16 protein-coding genes and 1 pseudogene are annotated in these 16,330 nt (G+C 61.7%); 6 read left to right on the top strand and 11 right to left on the bottom strand.

From position 1 onward, the window contains the following. The first annotated feature begins 314 nt into the window (after window positions 1-314). From RPMA_RS07890 to RPMA_RS07880, 3 genes are all read left to right on the top strand, one after another. Entirely contained in the window at window positions 315-2,330 is a 2,016-nt protein-coding gene (locus RPMA_RS07890; protein ID WP_249225590.1) for a TonB-dependent siderophore receptor, read from the top strand. A 98-nt stretch (window positions 2,331-2,428) separates the two neighbouring features. Further along, the gene (locus RPMA_RS07885) at window positions 2,429-3,232 is read left to right on the top strand and encodes an SDR family NAD(P)-dependent oxidoreductase (RefSeq protein WP_211912293.1); all 804 of its coding nucleotides are present in this window, start codon (window positions 2,429-2,431) and stop codon (window positions 3,230-3,232) included. Between the two features lie 178 nt (window positions 3,233-3,410). Further along, window positions 3,411-4,445, top strand: coding sequence for an FkbM family methyltransferase (locus tag RPMA_RS07880; RefSeq protein ID WP_211912292.1), 1,035 nt, complete (start codon window positions 3,411-3,413; stop codon window positions 4,443-4,445). A 61-nt stretch (window positions 4,446-4,506) separates the two neighbouring features. Here RPMA_RS07880 and RPMA_RS07875 read toward each other — a convergent pair whose 3' ends face one another. The 7 genes from RPMA_RS07875 to RPMA_RS07845 all read right to left on the bottom strand — a co-directional run bounded on the left by RPMA_RS07875 (window position 4,507) and on the right by RPMA_RS07845 (window position 9,601). After that, on the bottom strand, window positions 4,507-4,980 hold the full coding sequence (locus RPMA_RS07875) for an anthrone oxygenase family protein (protein WP_328516566.1): 474 nt from the start codon (window positions 4,978-4,980) through the stop codon (window positions 4,507-4,509). A 5-nt stretch (window positions 4,981-4,985) separates the two neighbouring features. Beyond that, a complete protein-coding gene (locus RPMA_RS07870; RefSeq protein ID WP_211912290.1) occupies window positions 4,986-6,224 on the bottom strand; it encodes a multidrug effflux MFS transporter in 1,239 nt (412 codons plus the stop codon). A gap of 72 nt (window positions 6,225-6,296) precedes the next feature. Further along, window positions 6,297-6,716: a VOC family protein gene (locus tag RPMA_RS07865; protein WP_211912289.1), complete on the bottom strand. Its 420-nt coding sequence runs from the start codon at window positions 6,714-6,716 to the stop codon at window positions 6,297-6,299. A 22-nt stretch (window positions 6,717-6,738) separates the two neighbouring features. Next, a complete protein-coding gene (locus tag RPMA_RS07860) occupies window positions 6,739-7,146 on the bottom strand; it encodes a DoxX family protein (protein WP_211912288.1) in 408 nt (135 codons plus the stop codon). 177 nt (window positions 7,147-7,323) lie between these two features. Beyond that, entirely contained in the window at window positions 7,324-8,586 is a 1,263-nt protein-coding gene (locus RPMA_RS07855; RefSeq protein ID WP_211912287.1) for an RNA polymerase sigma factor, read from the bottom strand. Beyond that, the gene (locus RPMA_RS07850) at window positions 8,583-8,948 is read right to left on the bottom strand and encodes a YciI family protein (RefSeq protein ID WP_211912286.1); all 366 of its coding nucleotides are present in this window, start codon (window positions 8,946-8,948) and stop codon (window positions 8,583-8,585) included. Before RPMA_RS07850 ends, RPMA_RS07855 begins: the two co-directional genes overlap by 4 nt. A 92-nt stretch (window positions 8,949-9,040) precedes the next feature. Beyond that, the gene (locus RPMA_RS07845) at window positions 9,041-9,601 is read right to left on the bottom strand and encodes a TetR/AcrR family transcriptional regulator (RefSeq protein WP_328516565.1); all 561 of its coding nucleotides are present in this window, start codon (window positions 9,599-9,601) and stop codon (window positions 9,041-9,043) included. A gap of 198 nt (window positions 9,602-9,799) precedes the next feature. Between RPMA_RS07845 and RPMA_RS07840 the strand changes: the two genes are divergently transcribed. Beyond that, window positions 9,800-10,444 (top strand): glutathione S-transferase C-terminal domain-containing protein, encoded by a 645-nt coding sequence (locus tag RPMA_RS07840; protein ID WP_211912285.1) that lies wholly within the window; start codon window positions 9,800-9,802, stop codon window positions 10,442-10,444. Here the strand turns inward: RPMA_RS07840 and phnE (RPMA_RS07835) are convergent, their stop codons facing one another. The 4 genes and pseudogenes from phnE (RPMA_RS07835) to phnC form a co-directional block, all read right to left on the bottom strand. Beyond that, window positions 10,445-11,293, bottom strand: a complete 849-nt coding sequence (gene phnE / locus RPMA_RS07835) for a phosphonate ABC transporter, permease protein PhnE (protein WP_211912284.1) — start codon at window positions 11,291-11,293, stop codon at window positions 10,445-10,447. Continuing rightward, window positions 11,290-12,173, bottom strand: a pseudogene (gene phnE, locus RPMA_RS07830) (phosphonate ABC transporter, permease protein PhnE). The gene phnE (RPMA_RS07835) and the pseudogene phnE (RPMA_RS07830) overlap by 4 nt, the downstream one beginning before the upstream one ends. A gap of 232 nt (window positions 12,174-12,405) precedes the next feature. Next, window positions 12,406-13,344 carry a phosphonate ABC transporter substrate-binding protein gene (gene phnD, locus RPMA_RS07825; RefSeq protein ID WP_211912283.1) on the bottom strand — a complete coding sequence of 313 codons (939 nt, stop codon included), beginning with the start codon at window positions 13,342-13,344 and terminating at the stop codon, window positions 12,406-12,408. 117 nt (window positions 13,345-13,461) lie between these two features. Beyond that, a complete protein-coding gene (gene phnC / locus RPMA_RS07820; protein ID WP_211912282.1) occupies window positions 13,462-14,277 on the bottom strand; it encodes a phosphonate ABC transporter ATP-binding protein in 816 nt (271 codons plus the stop codon). Window positions 14,278-14,465: 188 nt separating this feature from the next. Here phnC and RPMA_RS07815 point away from each other — a divergent pair, with 188 nt between their 5' ends. After that, window positions 14,466-15,113, top strand: coding sequence for an LbetaH domain-containing protein (locus RPMA_RS07815; RefSeq protein WP_211912281.1), 648 nt, complete (start codon window positions 14,466-14,468; stop codon window positions 15,111-15,113). Next, window positions 15,110-16,294: an alpha-D-ribose 1-methylphosphonate 5-triphosphate diphosphatase gene (locus RPMA_RS07810; protein WP_211912280.1), complete on the top strand. Its 1,185-nt coding sequence runs from the start codon at window positions 15,110-15,112 to the stop codon at window positions 16,292-16,294. The genes RPMA_RS07815 and RPMA_RS07810 overlap by 4 nt, the downstream gene beginning before the upstream one ends. The last annotated feature ends 36 nt before the right edge of the window (window positions 16,295-16,330 follow it).

The raw sequence follows: 16,330 nt of genomic DNA, 5'->3' as shown, positions 1-16,330 counted from the left end.
AACAGCCATTTGGCGTTTCCTCGGCCGTAGAGAGGCGTTACCGAATGAGCTGAAAATTAGGCGACAAGGTAACTATGCTAAACTCCAGCACATCTCGGCGACTCTTCGGAGCGTCAATCTCGGTTCTCACCATCTTCGCTGTCGATGCATCGGCACAGGCGCAAAACCAACTCCCACCCGTTGTTGTCGAACAAGCCAAACCCAGGGCCACGCCGATCCGTCCGCAACGTGCGCAGACGGCGCGTGCAACAAGCCGTCGAACTGCGGCGCGCGGCAACACGGCTCCGACTGCTGCAACAGCAGCAGCACCCGCGGTGCGTGCGGCGACCGGCACCAGTCCCGTACAAGGTTATCTGGCAACAGTCAGCGGCACCGGCACCAAGACTGACACGCCACTGAACCAGACGGCACAGTCGGTCAGCGTCGTGGGCGCCGAGCAAGTGCGCGATCAAGGCGCCACCAGCGTTGCCGAAACCCTGCGCTATGTGCCCGGCGTGTTTGCCGAACCCGGCGGCGTCGATACGCGCAACGACTACATGACGATCCGCGGCCAGAGCCCGAACGTCTATCTCGACGGCACGCGGGTGAATGAGCGCGGCGCCTTCAACGAATGGCGCGTCGATCCTTTCATGCTCGAGCGTGTCGAAGTGTTTCGCGGCCCGGCCTCGGTGCTTTACGGCGACTCGTCGATCGCCGGCCTGGTCAATCTGATCTCGAAACGCCCGCGCGCCGAAGCGCATAATGAAGTCGGCGTCGCCTTCGACAATTTCGGCCGCAAGCAGATCCAGATGGATTCCACCGGCAAGCTGACCAAGGATGGCGAGTGGCTGTACCGGTTCGTCGGCCTGTTCCGCGATAGCGGCACCCAGGTCGATTTTGTCCCGGACAATCGGATCGCCCTCTCGCCATCGCTGACCTGGCGCCCGACTGCGAATACCAGCTGGACCGTGCTTGGCACCTATCAGAAGGACCGATCAGGCACCAGCAACGGCTTCCTGCCGCGCGAAGGCACGCTGGTGGCGGGACCGAACGGCTATATTCCACGCAATCGCTTTACCGGCGATCCGCAGAACGACATCTACCAGACCGAGACCGGCGCCATCAGTAGCCTGTTCGAACACGAATTCAACGATGCGGTGAAGTTCACCCAGAACATGCGCTACGCGCATGTTGATGGCATCTACCGTTCCGTCTACGCGTATTCGTTCTTCCCGAATCCCTATGTGTTCGACTTCAGCGGCAACAGGCGTTCCGTCATTCGCGGGACCGGCAATCAGACGTCGTCCAACGACAGCTTCACCATCGACAACAATATCCAGGTGAAGGCGCTGACCGGCCCGATCGCGCACAAGATGCTGTTCGGTGTCGATCATCGCAATCTCGAGCAGCGCTCGGCGTCGGCCGGCGGCGTCGATGCTCAACTGTTCGACCTCTATAACCCCGTCTATAGCAGCGTGGCCCTTCTCCCGCTGGTCAATAATCCCGATACGCGGCAGACCCAGACCGGATTTTACGCGCAAGACCAAATGCGCCTCGGTCCTTGGCTGGCAACGCTGGGCATTCGGCATGACCTTGCCAGCACACGACGCACCGTGGCCGACGACAGCGACCGATCGGCCACCACCGGCCGTGCCAGCCTGATGTATGAAACGCCTTTCGGTCTCAATCCCTATGTGACCTGGGCGCAATCGTTCAATCCGGTCTTTGTGAGCGCCGTCTATGGCGGCAGTGCCTGTGTCGGCGGCACCTGCAAGGATCAGCGCGGCGAAACATTCGAGGTCGGCTTCAAGTACAACCCGACCTCCACCTTGGCGATCAATGCTGCGCTCTACGACACGGTGGAGAAGAATCGGCTGGCCCCATCAAGTAATCCGTTCGCCTCCAGCCAGACCGGACAAGTCCGCATTCGCGGCGCCGAGCTCGAAGTCATCGGCAAGGTGACCGCTGATCTCGACATCATCGGCAGCTACTCCTACATCAACGCCAAGGTCGAAAGCGGCACAAATATCGGCAAGAGCGTCGAAGGCGTGCCGAACAACCAGGCCTCGCTGTGGGGCAAGTATAGACTGACGGCATTCGGTCTGCGCGATGTCTCGGTGGGCGCCGGCGTGCGCTATATCGGAACGTCCTATGACGAGCCAAATTTGATCACCATCCCCGACTACACGCTGTTTGACATGATGATCGCCTGGGACCCCGGCCCGTTCCGGCTGCAGATCAACGCCAACAATATCAGCGACGAGCGCTATGTGGCAGCGTGCTATTCCCGCGGCGACTGCTATTACGGCCTTGGACGTACGGTGTTGGGAACGGCGACCTACCGGTTCTGACGACCGAACCTCCCGTCAGGATCGCGCAACGGCCGGGCTTGTCCCGGCCGTTGTCATTTCCTAAACAGCCCTTCAACGATCAAGCTGCAGGGCAGGACATGACCAAGACTGACAACAACGAACAGACCCGCAAGGTCGCGCTGGTAACCGGCGCTGCGCGCGGCATCGGGCTCGCGGTGGCGAAGCGGTTTCTTGGCGAGGGCTATCGCGTCGCGCTTCTGGATATCGAGGGCGAGCTGCTCGCCGCCAGCGTCAAGGCGCTCAACGATCCCGACAATACGCTGGCGCTGCATACGGACGTCTCCGACGAGAAGGCCGTCGCCAAAGCCTTTGCCGACACGCAGGCCCGCTTCGGCCGGCTCGATGCGCTGGTCAACAATGCCGGCATCGCGAATTTCAAGCCGCTGCTGGAGACCACGCTGGACGAATGGGAACGCATCATGGCGGTGAATCTCACCGGCCCGTTCCTGTGCACCAAGGCGGCAGCCCCCCTGATGCGCGAACATGGCGGCGGGGCCATCGTCAATATCGCCTCGATCTCGGCTTTGCGCGCCTCGACGCTGCGCGTCGCCTACGGCACCAGCAAGGCCGGCATCATCCATTTCACCAAACAGTCCGCCGTCGAACTGGCGCTGCAGGGCATCCGCGTCAATGCGGTGGCGCCCGGCCCGGTGGAAACGGCGATGGCCAAGGCCGTGCACACGCCGGCGATCCGCGCCGACTATCACGACGCCATTCCGCTGAACCGCTACGGCGGCGAGGACGAGCTGGCCGATGCCATCTTCTTCCTGTGCAGCGACCGCGCCAGCTACATCACCGGCCAGATGCTGGCCGTGGACGGCGGCTTCGACGCCACCGGCATCGGCCTGCCCACGCTGCGGCGTGAAGGGATCAATGGGTGAGATGCCATGCCGCTCCGATGAGCGCATGACTGACGAAGCTGGGAACTAAGCTTCCGCGCCGAGGGCAAGCGCCTCAACGCGGGCGTCGCGACTTAGCCCATTTGATCTCGGCATTTGTAGCTTTCGTCTCGCCGAAATCATGGATATGTTAGTAATTAGTTTAAATTTTAGGTCAAAAATGTCGCTCTGGCTCTTAAAAGAATGTTACGCACACCCGCTCCTGATTGGAGCCTTGTCCGATAGTCCACTGATTTTTGTCGATGTCGGTGCGGCTGTTGGCGTCGAAGACCCTTGGTGCGATTTAATCTCCGATAGAAAGCTAACAAAAGTAGTAGCCTTCGAACCGCATCCGGACAATTTTCAAAAAATAAAACGAGAGCCAAACGGCGACTATCATCAGATTGCTATCGGCGAGAAAGACGACTCTCTCCCGTTCTACCTTGATGGAACCGAAAGCTCGCTTACGAATCGAACGGGCAACTGCGAACATCAAATGGTCTCCGTGCGATCGCTACAGTCGTTGCGGCACGACGGAACCATCCCATCGCTCGACGTCATAAAAACCGACGCCGAATGTCACGATTTCGAAGCAATGATGAGCGCCGGACACTTTTTGGCGGATGAGACCCTCGCCATCCAATGTGAGTTTGGCTTCGACACTGTCGGCGAGCCCGCATTCCGAGAATACGACGCGGTTCTCTCCCCTAAGGGCTTTAAGCTCTTCGGACTCTCAACCCAACGTGGGGCACTGGGTGAAATCATGGGGGGAAACTTTCTTTATGTTCGAGACATTTTCTCTCTGCTCGATGATGTAGCAGATCCACAACATTTGCGAGTTAAGGCGCTTAAGCTTTTCGCCATCTCGATCTCGCTGAGCAACCTGAACTACGCTTACGTGATCGCGCGAGCACTAGGCGAACAAGGTATTTTGTCTCCAGATGAATCGTCCGAGCTCGTGAGACTGTCAACATCCGGACGATACATGCCGGATGCATACCAAAGCTCCCCCCTGCGTAACCGGATAGCAGCTGCGCTTGGCAATCTCGCGCATCTCGTCGTAGGCCAGGATTGGCGAGCAGTAAGCTCACTGGAGGCAAACAGACTTCACAATTACTCTCTGCTAGTACGAAAGGGGCGCGCGGATACCCATTTGTATGAGTACTATTATAACGAGGTCAAGCAAAGCCACACTCATTCGAAAAGCGCTCTGTAAAATCATGATCCTCTGTGAATTCGCGATCAGGATAGTCGGCAATCCTCGATGTTGATTGGTCCTAGAGATGCCGCAGCGCCATAATGAAACTCCCGAGCGCCGCGGTGGATGTCACCGTGCGCACGTGGTTCCAGCCGGTCCAGACCGCGAGATAGCGCGTCCACAAGCTTGCTGCCTCGCTGCTGTCGGGCGTGGCGGCGGCGAGCGCATCATTCATCGGCACGTTGAAGATGATGGTGACGAGGAAGGTGCCGGCGACATAGAGTAGCGCGCCGGTCACCAGCCAGCCCGATGCGGGGCCAGCCCAGTCGAGCATCGCGATAACGGCGATGATCACGCAAACCAGCGCCGTGCCCATGAAAGCCGCGAGAAACAGCGGGTTCAGGATCGTCGTATTGATGGACTGCATCGCGGCGATGCCGGCGGGCACCGGCAGCTTGCCGAGCGCGCTCATGATCGTCACCGAGAAGATGAAGAACAGTCCGGCCATCAGGCCCGAACCGATCGCCGCGAGAAAGGCCAAACCGAACGTCATTCGCTTCATCCCTCTTCCTCGATCGATCGAGCCTGACAGATATTGCTCATTCCGCAAGTTGCGGCGATAGCGCGCGGACGCAGGGTGGCCATGGTGATCACCAGAGCCGCCACCGCCGTGAGCGCGATCGTCACCACCATCGGCAGCGACGTGCCGTTGAAGAACAGGCCGGCGACGGCGATCACCGCACCGCCGGTCAGCATCTGCAATGTGCCGCCGAGCGCGCTGGCGCTGCCGGCGATGGGGCCGTGATTTTCCAGCGACAGCACCATGGTCGAGGGGATCACCAGGCCGAGAAACGCGAAGGACGTGAACAGCAGCGGGATCAGCACCCACAGGCTGGTGAAACCGGCCAGCGTCAACGCAAGCAGCAGTACGGCGAAGCCGGCATAGGCCATCACCGCGCCCATCACCACGCGGCCCATGCCGAAGCGCCCGCCGAGCCGGCTGGCCAGCTGCGACATACCGATGAAGCCGACCGCATTGATTGAGAAAGCCACGCTGTATTCCGCGAGGCTCATGCCATAGGTCTTGATATAGACGAAGGACGACATCGACAGGAAAGTGAAGAAACTCGACATGCCGAGGCCGCCGATAAAGGTGAGGCCGAGGAAATGCCAATCGCGGAACAGAGTGCCGAAATGGCCGAGCACGCTGCGGATATCGCCGCGAATGCGCTCATGCGCCAGTCGCGTCTCGGGCAGCATCACAGCCAGCAGCACGGTCGCGATCAGTGCCGCGATCGTCACCGCCACGAACACGGCGCGCCAGCCGAACGGCACGATCAGCGCGCTGCCGCCAAGCGGCGCGAGAATTGGCGAAACCGAGAATACTAGCATCACCAGCGACATCAGCCTGGTGGCCTCGATGCCGGTGTGCAGATCGCGAATGATGGCGCGCGGGATCACGCCCATGGCGGCAGCGCCGAGGCCCTGAACGAAACGCGCTGCGATCAGCCATTCCACGCTGGGCGCAAAGGCGCAGCCGATGGAGCCGACGACAAACAGCGCCAGGCCGGCATAGAGAGGCGCTTTGCGGCCATAGACATCGGATAGCGGCCCATAGGCGATCTGGCACAGGCCGAAAGCGATGAAGTAGCTGGTCAGTGTCAGCTGCGTCGCGGATGTGGTGGCGCCGAGATCGCTCTCGATATCCGGCAGGGCCGGCAGATACATATCGATGGCGAAAGGACCGACGGCACAAAGCAGGCCGAGCACGATGGCGTTACGGGCAAACGGAGACATAAGACTACTTTTCAATTCGGAAGCACAGGCGCAGCGCCTCCCCGCACATCGCGGGGAGGCGTCGGCAAAACATCACTGGTCGGGACAGTCCTGCGCGGTGTTGATCATCCATGGCACGCCGAACTTGTCGATGCACATGCCAAAGCCTTTTGACCAGAACGTGGCAGCGAATGGCATCTTGGCCTCACCGCCCTCGGCCAGCGCATTGAACCACGTCTCGCCCTCGGCCGGGGTCTGGGCCTGCAGACAGACCGAGAAGCCCTGCATCTTCTCGAAATAATCCGGCGGACAATCGGAGGCCATGATCACCTCGCCATCGATGGAGAGCTGCGCATGCAGCACCTTCTTGGCCATCGAGGCCGGCATCTGTTCGGCGGCCGGTGAGCCCTCGATATGCATGATCACATCGATCTTGGCACCGATCGCCTTCTCGTAAAACTTGAAGGCTTCCTCGCAATTGCCGTCATAGTGAAGATAAGGATTGATCTGCATGGTCGTCTCCTCGGGTTGAGTTTCAGGTCCGGATCGGAATCAGCGCACGCAAGGCGGGGTCGCGCAAGTAGAGGCCGCCCCACGCCATCACACCGATATAGAGGCCGAACAACAGATGGCTGAATAGCGGGCTGTCGACACGCAGATGCGTTGCCATGGCGCCCCCGAGCAATCCGGTCAGCAGGATCGCGCCGAGAATGGCGGTGCGCGGAATGGCATACAGCACTGCGCAAGCCAGGGTGATGACACCAAGCAACCGCGCCTGCCCGACCGAGCCGCTATAGCCGAGCTGCTGCAGGGTCTCGGTAACCTCCTTGATGGGCACCAGCTTGATGCCGCCATCCATGAGCAGGAACAGAATGACGAGGCCGCTGAGAATGCGGCCGGTCCAGAGAGCGACGGGAGAGACGGGCATGGTGGGCCTAAACATTGAGAAGTTGTTCTGGAGAGGACGAACGGCGAGGATGGGATCCGACATGCGATAAGGATTTTTCTGTAGGATGGGTAGAGTGCAGACGCGCAGCGTCGAAACGAAACCCATCGGCCGGAGCCAGCCACAAGCGTGATGGGTTTCGCTTCGCTCGACCCATCCTACGAACGCGCTGTTTCAGACCACCTTGACCTTGCTGTCGTCCTCCAATCGATCGATATGCCGGCGAATGTGATCGGCTTCGGCAGGCGTGTTCGCCAGGGCGATCGCCCGGTTGAAGCTTTCGCGGGCTTCGTCATGCCGGCCGAGCTGGTTCAGATAGGCGCCCTGCGCGCCGAAGAAGTAGAAGTAATTGGCGAGTTTCGATGCCAGCGGCGCGATCATGTCCAATGCTGCCTGCGGGCCACGGACCTTTGAAACGGCGACCGAGCGATTGAGCGTGATCACCGGCGACGGCTGCAGGATTTCCAGCGAGCCATAGAGCAATTCGATCTGTGCCCAATCCGTATCTTCCGGCCTGGCCGCGCGCGCATGCAAAGCGGCAATGGCGGCCTGGATCTGATAGGCGCCGGTGCGGCGATGGCGCATGGCCTTGTCGATCAGCGCGAGGCCTTCGGCGATCATCTTGCCGTTCCACAGCGCCCGATCCTGATCCTCGAGCAGGATCGCAGCACCATCGGCATCGAAACGTGCCGCCGAGCGCGCATATTGCAGCAGCATCAATGCTGCGAGACCCATGATCTCGGGCTCGGCTGGGAAGAGCTTGAGCAGCAGGCGCGCGAGGCGAATGGCTTCCTCGCAGAGCGGGGCGCGCAGATCGGCGCTCTCGCCGCCGGCCGAATAGCCCTCGTTGAAGACGAGATAGAGCATCGCAGCCACGGCGGCCAGACGCTCACTGCGCTCCGGCGCGCCCGGCGCTTCGAACGGCACCTTGTTTTTGGCAATCGCCGCCTTGGCGCGGGTGATGCGCTGCTCCATCGCCGCCTCGCTGACGAGGAAGGCGCGGGCGATCTGCTTCACGGTCAAGCCGGAGACGATGCGCAGCGCCAGCGCGATCTGTTGCGTCGCCGGCAATTGCGGATGGCAGCAGATGAACAGCAGCCGCAGGATATCGTCGCGATATTGCGAGCCATCGAGCCGGTCGGCGATTTCGCTCTCTGCATCGTCGAGATCGGAGATCGCATGGTCGTCATCGGGCAGCGGCTGCTGCCGCTTGCCGCGCCGGATATCGTCGATGCCGGTATTGCGGCCGACCATGATGAGCCAGGCCGCGGCATCGCGCGGCGGACCATTCTGCGGCCACGTCTTCAGCGCGCGCAGACAGGCGTTCTGATACGCCTCCTCCGCGGTGTCGAGATCGCGGAAATAGCGCAGCAGTGCGCCGAGCGCCTGGGGACGCGCCGAGGTCAGCGCCGCATCGATCCAGGCAACATCGGTCATGGCTGGAATGCTCCATGAAAGACACCGATGGGACGGATCTCATAGGCGCCGCCGGGATTGGCGCGCCCGAGGTCCTGCGCGATCTCCAATGCGCCATCGAGATTCTCCGCCTCGACCACATAGAAACCGAGCAACTGCTCCTTGGTTTCGGCAAAGGGCCCATCCAGCACCACCGGTGGATCATCCTTGCGCAGCGTGGTGGCGGCGGTGGTCGGCAACAATCGCGCGACGGGACCGAGGCGGCCCTGCGCGGCCAGCTTGCCATGCACGACGGCGAGCTTGGCCATCACGTTGTCGTCCTCGTCCTTGGACCAGGCACCGACAACGGCTTCGTCATGGTAGCAGAGAATGGCGTACAGCATGGGGGCTCCTTGATTGAAAGACGGGCAGCGCGCGGCGATGCCGACAGGTTAGCTGAAATTATTGTGGCGTGACGCGCAGGACGGTTCCCGCCTCATGCGCGGCAGAGCTGGGTGATGGCGCCGTCCACGATGGAATCGAGTTCGGCGCGCGGCACGCCCGCGCGGGCACGGATCGACGACAGGTTCAGCAAGGCGGAGGCCAGTTTTGCCAGCCCATCGACATCGGTGGCCTCGGGCAGCTCGCCGCGCGCGATGGCGGTGCGGAAGCACCACGCAAAGGCATCGTCCAGCTCCTTGAACCCTTCGACCATCATGGCGCGGATCTCAGGATCGGCGATGGCGTCGGACGCCACTGTCATCACAGCGAAACAGCCGCCTGGATCGACATCACCTGTCGTGTAGATATCGAGCGCCGCGGCATAGAAGCGGCGCAGGCGTTCGCGGATATCGATATCGGCCTTGAACAGCGCCAGCACCTTGGCGGTGTAGTCGTCGCGATAGCGTTGATAGCTCTTGATGTAGAGCGCGCGCTTGTCACCAAAGGCGCCGTACAGGCTTGGCCGGTTCATGCCGGTGGCGGCGCTGAGATCATCCAGCGATGTCGCGGCATAGCCGGTGCGGCGGAACAGCGACAAGGCCTGCCCGACAGCCACATCCGGATCATAAGCGCGCGGACGACCGCGACGTTTGCCCTCGCTCGGCCCCCTCCCCCCGTCTCCGTTCCGCCCGCGGCCGATTTCTTTTTTTGTACCATTTCGCAAATTATTCCTTGACCGCCCTATTATTGTGCGAAACGGTAGGAAAATCAACAAAGGCGCCACCGCACGGCGCCATACTGCGAAGGAAACCCCATGGATCTCTATTTCTCGCCGATGGCCTGCTCGATGGCTACCCGTATTGCGCTGTATGAAGCCGGCGCCGAGGCGCGCTTTCTCGAAGTCGATCCGCCGAGCAAAACCCTGCTGCAGGACGGCTCGAATTTCTACGGCGTCAATCCGCTCGGCCTTGTGCCGACGCTGCGCACCGATGACGGCGTGATCCTGACCGAGAATGCCGCGATCCTGCAGCATGTGGCCGAGTGTTTCCCGAATTCGCCGATCGCGGCCGGTAGCGGCATGGAGCGCAGCCGGCTGCAGCAATGGCTGTGCTTCATCGGGACGGAGCTGCACAAGTCACTGTTCCAGCCGCTGCTTTCGAAGAAGGCGCCGTCTGACGCGAAAGCCTATGCGCTGGAAATCGGCCGTTCGAAACTCGATTATCTGGAGAGACATCTCGCTGGCCGCGAATTTCTGCTGGATCGGTTCAGCGTGGCCGATTGCTATCTCACCACGGTGCTGAACTGGACCATGGTGATCCCGCAGCTGGATCTGGAGCAATGGCCGGCGATCAAGGCGTATCACGCGGGCATCCGCCAACGCCCCCATGTGATGCGGGCTGTGGCTGAGGAATTTGAACTGTTCAAGGCCGAACAGGCCCGCCACAAGGCGGCGGCGTGATTACGCCACCGCGCGGCGGCCGATGATCGCGAAACGGAGGCGGCCGGAGATCCAGTCAATGGCCGCCACTGCGACAAGAATCATCAGGATCAGGAACGACACCTTCTGCCATTCCAGCACGCGGATCTGCTCGGCGAGCTGCAGGCCGATGCCGCCGGCGCCAACGATGCCGATGATAGTGGCCGAGCGCGTATTGGATTCGATGAAGTAAAGCACCTGCCCTGCGATGACGGGCAGCACCTGCGGCATCAGGCCGAAGCGGATTTCATGCAACGGGCTGCCGCCGGAGGCGCGAATGCCTTCGACCTGTTTCTTGTCCGCGCCTTCGATGGCCTCCGAGAACAATTTGCCGAAGGCGCCGAAATCCGACACTGCAATGGCGAGCACGCCGGCGAATGGGCCGAGGCCGACCACATTGATCCAGACCAGCGCCCAGATCAGCGTATCGACGCCACGGATCGTGTCGAGCGAGCGGCGCACGGGAAAACGCAGCCAGGCGGACGGAATGACGTTTCGTGCGGCAAGCAGGCTGACGGGCAATGCGAGCAGCGCGGCGAGCGTGGTACCCAGCACGGCAATCGACAGCGTCTCGCCCATGGCCTGCAGATAGGCCGGCAATGACGAGCCGGGATCGGGCGGGATCATCATCATCGTGATCCAGCCCAATTGCTGCACACCGTGCAGCATACGCGCCGGGGAGAAATCGAGTTCGACAAGGCCGAAGATCAGCAGCGCCAGCGCGGCCACGAAGATCGTCGGCACGGCTGCGCGCGACTTCAGCGGGCGGTGGAACACATGCGGATAGCGCGCGCGCAACGCGTCGGTGTTGATATCGGGCTGTCTGCTCACGACCGCGTCTCCTTGCCGAACAGGCGGCCACGCAACCAGCCGGTCGAGACATCGATGACGAAGACCGTGACGATGATCATCAGCAAGATCGCGCTGACATCGGAATAATAGAATTTTCGCACGGCGACCACGAGCTCCTGCCCGATGCCGCCGGCACCGACGAAGCCCATCACGGACGCGCCGCGCACATTGATCTCGAAACGCAGCAACGTGTAGCTGGCAAAGCCGGCCGAGACCTGCGGCAGCACGGCGAAGCGCATGCAGTCGATCCAGCTGGCGCCGGTCGAGCGGATACCTTCCACCGGCTTCATGTCGATATTCTCGACGATCTCGCCATACAGCTTGCCGAGCGCGCCGACACAGTGAATGGCGATGGCGAGCACGCCGGCCATGGGCCAAGGCCGAAGGCGATGACGAAGATCAGCGCAAACACGATGTCCGGCACCGTGCGGCAGAATTCCATGAAGCGCTTGACGACAAAGCGCAGCCAGCGCGACGGCGCGGTGTTCTCGGCGGCGAGGAAGTTCAGGCCGAAGGCGAGCACAGCGCCCACTACGGTGCCGACATAGCTGATCAGGATCGTTTCACCGAGCAGCGACAACCACTTCTGCCAGCCCCAGAACCATTCGGCAAAATCCGTCCAGACGCGCGCGCCGCTCTCCAGCGTGAAGATGCGATCGAAATAGCTGAAGAAGTTGCCGATCTTGGCGATGAAGGTCGACAGGTTCACCTCGGCGCCGATGGCGGCGACGAACAGCACCACCGCGCAAGCGACGCAAACGAACAGCGTCCGCAGGCGACGCCGCGACACCGCCTTGCGATAGGCGTCGTTCAATACGGCGAGCTGCTGGCTCGGCAGGATGGAGACGGCGGCGGGCATTTGGGTGAGCCTTGCGTGCCAAAGATGAAGCGACGTAGTCCCCTCTCCCCTCCGGGGAGAGGGTTAGGGTGAGGGGGCGCCGCGGACGATGTTATTTGTGGATGCCCCCTCACCCGCCGCTACGCGGCGACCTCTCCCCAACGGGGAGAGGTGAAGAAAGAAAGCGCACCAGCAGTCAGAATAAAAAAGGAGCCGGATCATGCCCGATCCGGCTCCCGTCGAAGTTAGGGTCTTACGACGCCTTCTTCTTGCGCAGGGCGTCGACGAACTTGATCAGGTCGATGGTCGCGTCCCAATCCTTGGTGGTCGCGGCATGGAAGCCCTTCTTCTGGCCGTCGGACAGCTTGTCGAAGGCCGCCTTGTCCTTGGTCGGCGCTTCTTCGAACGCCTTGCGGATGGCGGCCTTGAGCTCTTCCGGCAGGTCCGAGCTATAGGCATAGGGGCCGTTGATGATCGGCGCCGACTTGTGGATGATGCGGAAGTCGTCCTTCTTCATCACCGAGCCGTCAGCATTCTTCAGCATGCCTTTGGTGATCATCTGGGCCAGCGTGGAGTCGCCGTCATTGGTCCACTGATTGGCAACCACATCGACGGTGCCCTGCGACAGCGCCAGCATCGCGTTTTCGTGGCTACCGGTGAACACGACCTTGCTGAAATAGGTGTCGGCATCGGTGATGCCCATCTTGTCGAGCTCGAAGCGCGGCACATTGTTGCCCGAGGTCGAATTCGGATCGACCAGGCCGAGATTCTTGCCCTTCAACTCCTGCACGGTCTTGTAGGGGCTCGTCGCCTTGACGAAGAACACCGAATAATAGCCCGTTGAACCGTCGATATTGATGTCGTTGGCGAAGGCATCGGTCTTCACGCCGGTGAGGCGGGCGCGGGCGAACGAGGCCGAACCGTAGCTGGCCAGATGAATATTGCCCGAACGCTGGCCTTCGATGACGGCGGCATAGTCATTGGCGATGCGCAGATTGACCTTCACGCCCAGCTCCTTGGAGAGATAGGCGGTGAACGGTGTCCAGCGCTCGGTGACGCCCGAGGCGTTCTCTGCGGGCACGACCGCGAAGGTCAGTTCCGGATACTTCGCCTTGTAGTCCTGGGCCGAAGCCGAGGTGGCGGCGAAAGCCAGCGCCGCGGCGCTGAGCAGAATGGAGCGACGATTGATCATGGCAATCCCTGCGTGATCTGGAGAGGTGACGGAGTTTCTTGTTGCTAAGCGGAGCGTCTATCGCCGCGATGACATCACCCGCGCAAAATGCGGGCGCGGACCATTGCGGAAATTCGATCAGGCGACGGCGGCTGCGCCGTATTCCGGAACGCGTGCGCCGACTGGCGCATGTATTGGCGTCGATCCCATCACCTCATCGGCTTCGAGATCGTAGAGTTCGCGGGCAATGTGCTCGGTGAGCTGCGCAGGCGCGCCATCGAACACGACACGACCGGCCGACATGCCGATCAGGCGATCGCAATAGGTGCGTGCCAAATCGAGCGAGTGCAGGTTGCACATCACCGTGATGCCGAAATGCTTGTTGATACGCAGCAGCGCATCCATGACGATGCGTGTGTTGCGCGGATCGAGCGAGGCGATCGGTTCGTCGGCGAGAATGAGATCGGGCTGCTGCACCAATGCGCGGGCAATGGCGACGCGCTGCTGCTGGCCGCCCGAGAGCTGGTCGGCGCGCTGCGAGGCATATTGCGCCATGTCGAACTGTTCGAGTGCGGACATCGCCAGCGCGCGATCTTCATCGGGCCACATCTGCGTAAGCGAGCGCCATTGCGGCATGCCGGACAGGCGCCCCATCAGCACGTTGGTGAGCACGTCGAGACGGCCAACGAGATTGAATTGCTGGAAGATCATGGCCGAACGCGCACGCCACTGGCGTAGTTCGCGCCCCTTGAGCGCAGTCACATCGAGACCGTCGAACATGATGCGGCCCGCAGTCGGCTCGGCCAGACGATTGATCATTCGCAGCATCGTCGACTTGCCCGCGCCGGAACGACCGATCACGCCGACGAAAGCGCCGGGCGCAATCGTGTAGTTCGCGTTATCGACCGCCGCCTTGGTACCGAAGCGGCACGTGAGGCCTTCGACTGCAAGCATGAGATACTCCGGTATCAATAAATTAACGAACCGGTATCGCTGGGGAATGACAGTGATGTGACGAATAAATTGCAGGGCTTAACCCGCAGCCCTGCGGCGATGCGGCGCGGTTTTTCATTCCTGCGTCACGCGCCTGTCACGAAAGCGTCTGATGACGCCTCACCCGCATTTGAAGTCACGGAGCCGTCATGGTCGGAAAGATGCTGTCGCTCGATCCCGTTATCGAGCCGAGCGCAAAACTCAAAGACGCTACATTCGGCCGCTATAACGAAGTCGGCGCGCGAACCGTGCTGAATGAAGTATCGATGGGCGACTACTCCTATGTCGAGCACGAGTCCCAGATCACCTATGCGACGATCGGAAAGTTCTGTTCCATCGCTTCGCTGACGCGGATCAATCCCGGCAATCACCCGATGGAACGCGCTGCGCAATCGCATTTCACCTATCGCGCCAGCGCCTATTTCCCCGGCGAAGCCGATGACAGCGACTTCTTCGCATGGCGCCGTGAACATCACTGCATCCTCGGCCATGATGTCTGGCTCGGCCACGGCGCGGTCGTGCTGCCCGGCCGACAGATCAGCACGGGTGCGGTGATCGCCGCCGGCGCCATCGTCGCAAAAGATGTTCCCGCTTACACCATCGTCGCCGGCAACCCGGCGCGGCCGATACGGCGGCGTTTCTCGCAGGCGGTCGAGGACGGGCTGATGACCCTCGCCTGGTGGGACTGGGATCACGAGATGTTGCGGCAAGCTTTGCCGGATTTCCGCAAATTGTCTGTGGATGACTTTCTGAGCAAGTATAAGGGCGTCAAGGCGACGCAGGTGGAGACGGCATGACTGAACTTTACATCGAAGGCGGACGCACCCTGCTCGGCACCGAGATCGGCGAGACCTCGCTGACGATCTCGGGTAACGTGATTGCCGGGATCGGCGATGCCGCCCATGGCGCATTCGGCCTCGACGCCAGCGGACTGCTCGTGATGCCGGGGATCGTCGATATCCATGGCGACGCTTTCGAGCGCCAATTGATGCCGCGTCCCGGCGTCGATTTCCCGGTCGATGTGGCGCTGATCGACAGCGACAGACAGGCCATCACCAACGGCATCACCACCGTCTTTCACGGCACCACATGGTCGTGGGAGCCGGGACTGCGCGGCGCCGACAATGCGCGCAAGCTGCTCGCCGCCATCGAGACGCTGCGGCCGCAACTTGCGGCGGATACGCGCTTCCATCTGCGGCAGGAGACGTTCAATCTCGATGCGGAAGACGAGATCATCGGCTGGATGAAGGACGGCCGCATCGACCTGCTCGCCTTCAACGACCATATGGATCTCGCCGGCATCTCCAAGCCTGCGAAGCGCGCGCGCATGGTGGAACGCACCGGCCTCAGCAGCGAGGCCTTCGATCAGCTGGTGGACCGCGTGCTGTCGCGCGCCGATCAGGTGCCGGCCTCGATCGCCCGGCTGGCCGAGGCCGCCAATGCGGCCGGCATCCCCACGCTGTCGCATGACGACAACAGCCCGGCGATGCGCGCTGGCTTCCGCGATCTCGGCGTCCGCATCGCGGAATTCCCGATCAATGAGGAAACCGCAATCGCTGCCGCGGAAGCCGGCGACTTCATCGTGTTCGGTGCGCCCAACGTGGTGCGCGGCGGCAGCCATACCGGCTGGACCAAGGCTTCCGACATGATCGCCAGGGGCCTCTGCTCGGTGCTGGCGTCGGACTATTATTATCCCGCGCAGCTGCTTGCGGCATTCCGCCTCGTCCATGACGGCATTCTGGCACTGCCGCAGGCATGGTCGCTGGTCTCGTCGGCCCCGGCCAGAGCGGCCGGCCTCACCGATCGCGGCGACATCGCGCCGGGGCGGCGGGCCGACCTGCTGCTGATCGATGACAGTATCGCGCTGCGCCCGCGCATCGTTGCCGTCATCGCCAATGGCAAACTGGCCCATCTCGCCGATGGCGCGCGGTTGCGCCCTGCGACAGCCTTGCCACATCAGGCGATTGCTGCGGCCTGACGGACGATCATGCTCTCTGGAGCATGATCCCGTCAT

It is taken from the genome of Tardiphaga alba, assembly GCF_018279705.1.
Classification (GTDB): domain Bacteria; phylum Pseudomonadota; class Alphaproteobacteria; order Rhizobiales; family Xanthobacteraceae; genus Tardiphaga; species Tardiphaga alba.
This window is presented reverse-complemented; position numbering and strand designations above follow the sequence as displayed.

Excerpts from the sequence above, each read along its gene's own strand:
- RPMA_RS07865 (WP_211912289.1), bottom strand. The coding sequence starts at position 6,716 with ATGCAGATCAATCCTTATCTTCACTATGACGGCAATTGCGAGGAAGCC.
- RPMA_RS07880 (WP_211912292.1), top strand. The coding sequence starts at position 3,411 with ATGTCGCTCTGGCTCTTAAAAGAATGTTACGCACACCCGCTCCTGATT.
- phnD (WP_211912283.1), bottom strand. The coding sequence starts at position 13,344 with ATGATCAATCGTCGCTCCATTCTGCTCAGCGCCGCGGCGCTGGCTTTC.
- RPMA_RS07810 (WP_211912280.1), top strand. The coding sequence starts at position 15,110 with ATGACTGAACTTTACATCGAAGGCGGACGCACCCTGCTCGGCACCGAG.
- RPMA_RS07855 (WP_211912287.1), bottom strand. The coding sequence starts at position 8,586 with ATGACCGATGTTGCCTGGATCGATGCGGCGCTGACCTCGGCGCGTCCC.
- RPMA_RS07885 (WP_211912293.1), top strand. The coding sequence starts at position 2,429 with ATGACCAAGACTGACAACAACGAACAGACCCGCAAGGTCGCGCTGGTA.
- RPMA_RS07850 (WP_211912286.1), bottom strand. The coding sequence starts at position 8,948 with ATGCTGTACGCCATTCTCTGCTACCATGACGAAGCCGTTGTCGGTGCC.
- RPMA_RS07840 (WP_211912285.1), top strand. The coding sequence starts at position 9,800 with ATGGATCTCTATTTCTCGCCGATGGCCTGCTCGATGGCTACCCGTATT.
- RPMA_RS07875 (WP_328516566.1), bottom strand. The coding sequence starts at position 4,980 with ATGACGTTCGGTTTGGCCTTTCTCGCGGCGATCGGTTCGGGCCTGATG.
- phnC (WP_211912282.1), bottom strand. The coding sequence starts at position 14,277 with ATGCTTGCAGTCGAAGGCCTCACGTGCCGCTTCGGTACCAAGGCGGCG.
- RPMA_RS07870 (WP_211912290.1), bottom strand. The coding sequence starts at position 6,224 with ATGTCTCCGTTTGCCCGTAACGCCATCGTGCTCGGCCTGCTTTGTGCC.
- RPMA_RS07815 (WP_211912281.1), top strand. The coding sequence starts at position 14,466 with ATGGTCGGAAAGATGCTGTCGCTCGATCCCGTTATCGAGCCGAGCGCA.
- RPMA_RS07860 (WP_211912288.1), bottom strand. The coding sequence starts at position 7,146 with ATGTTTAGGCCCACCATGCCCGTCTCTCCCGTCGCTCTCTGGACCGGC.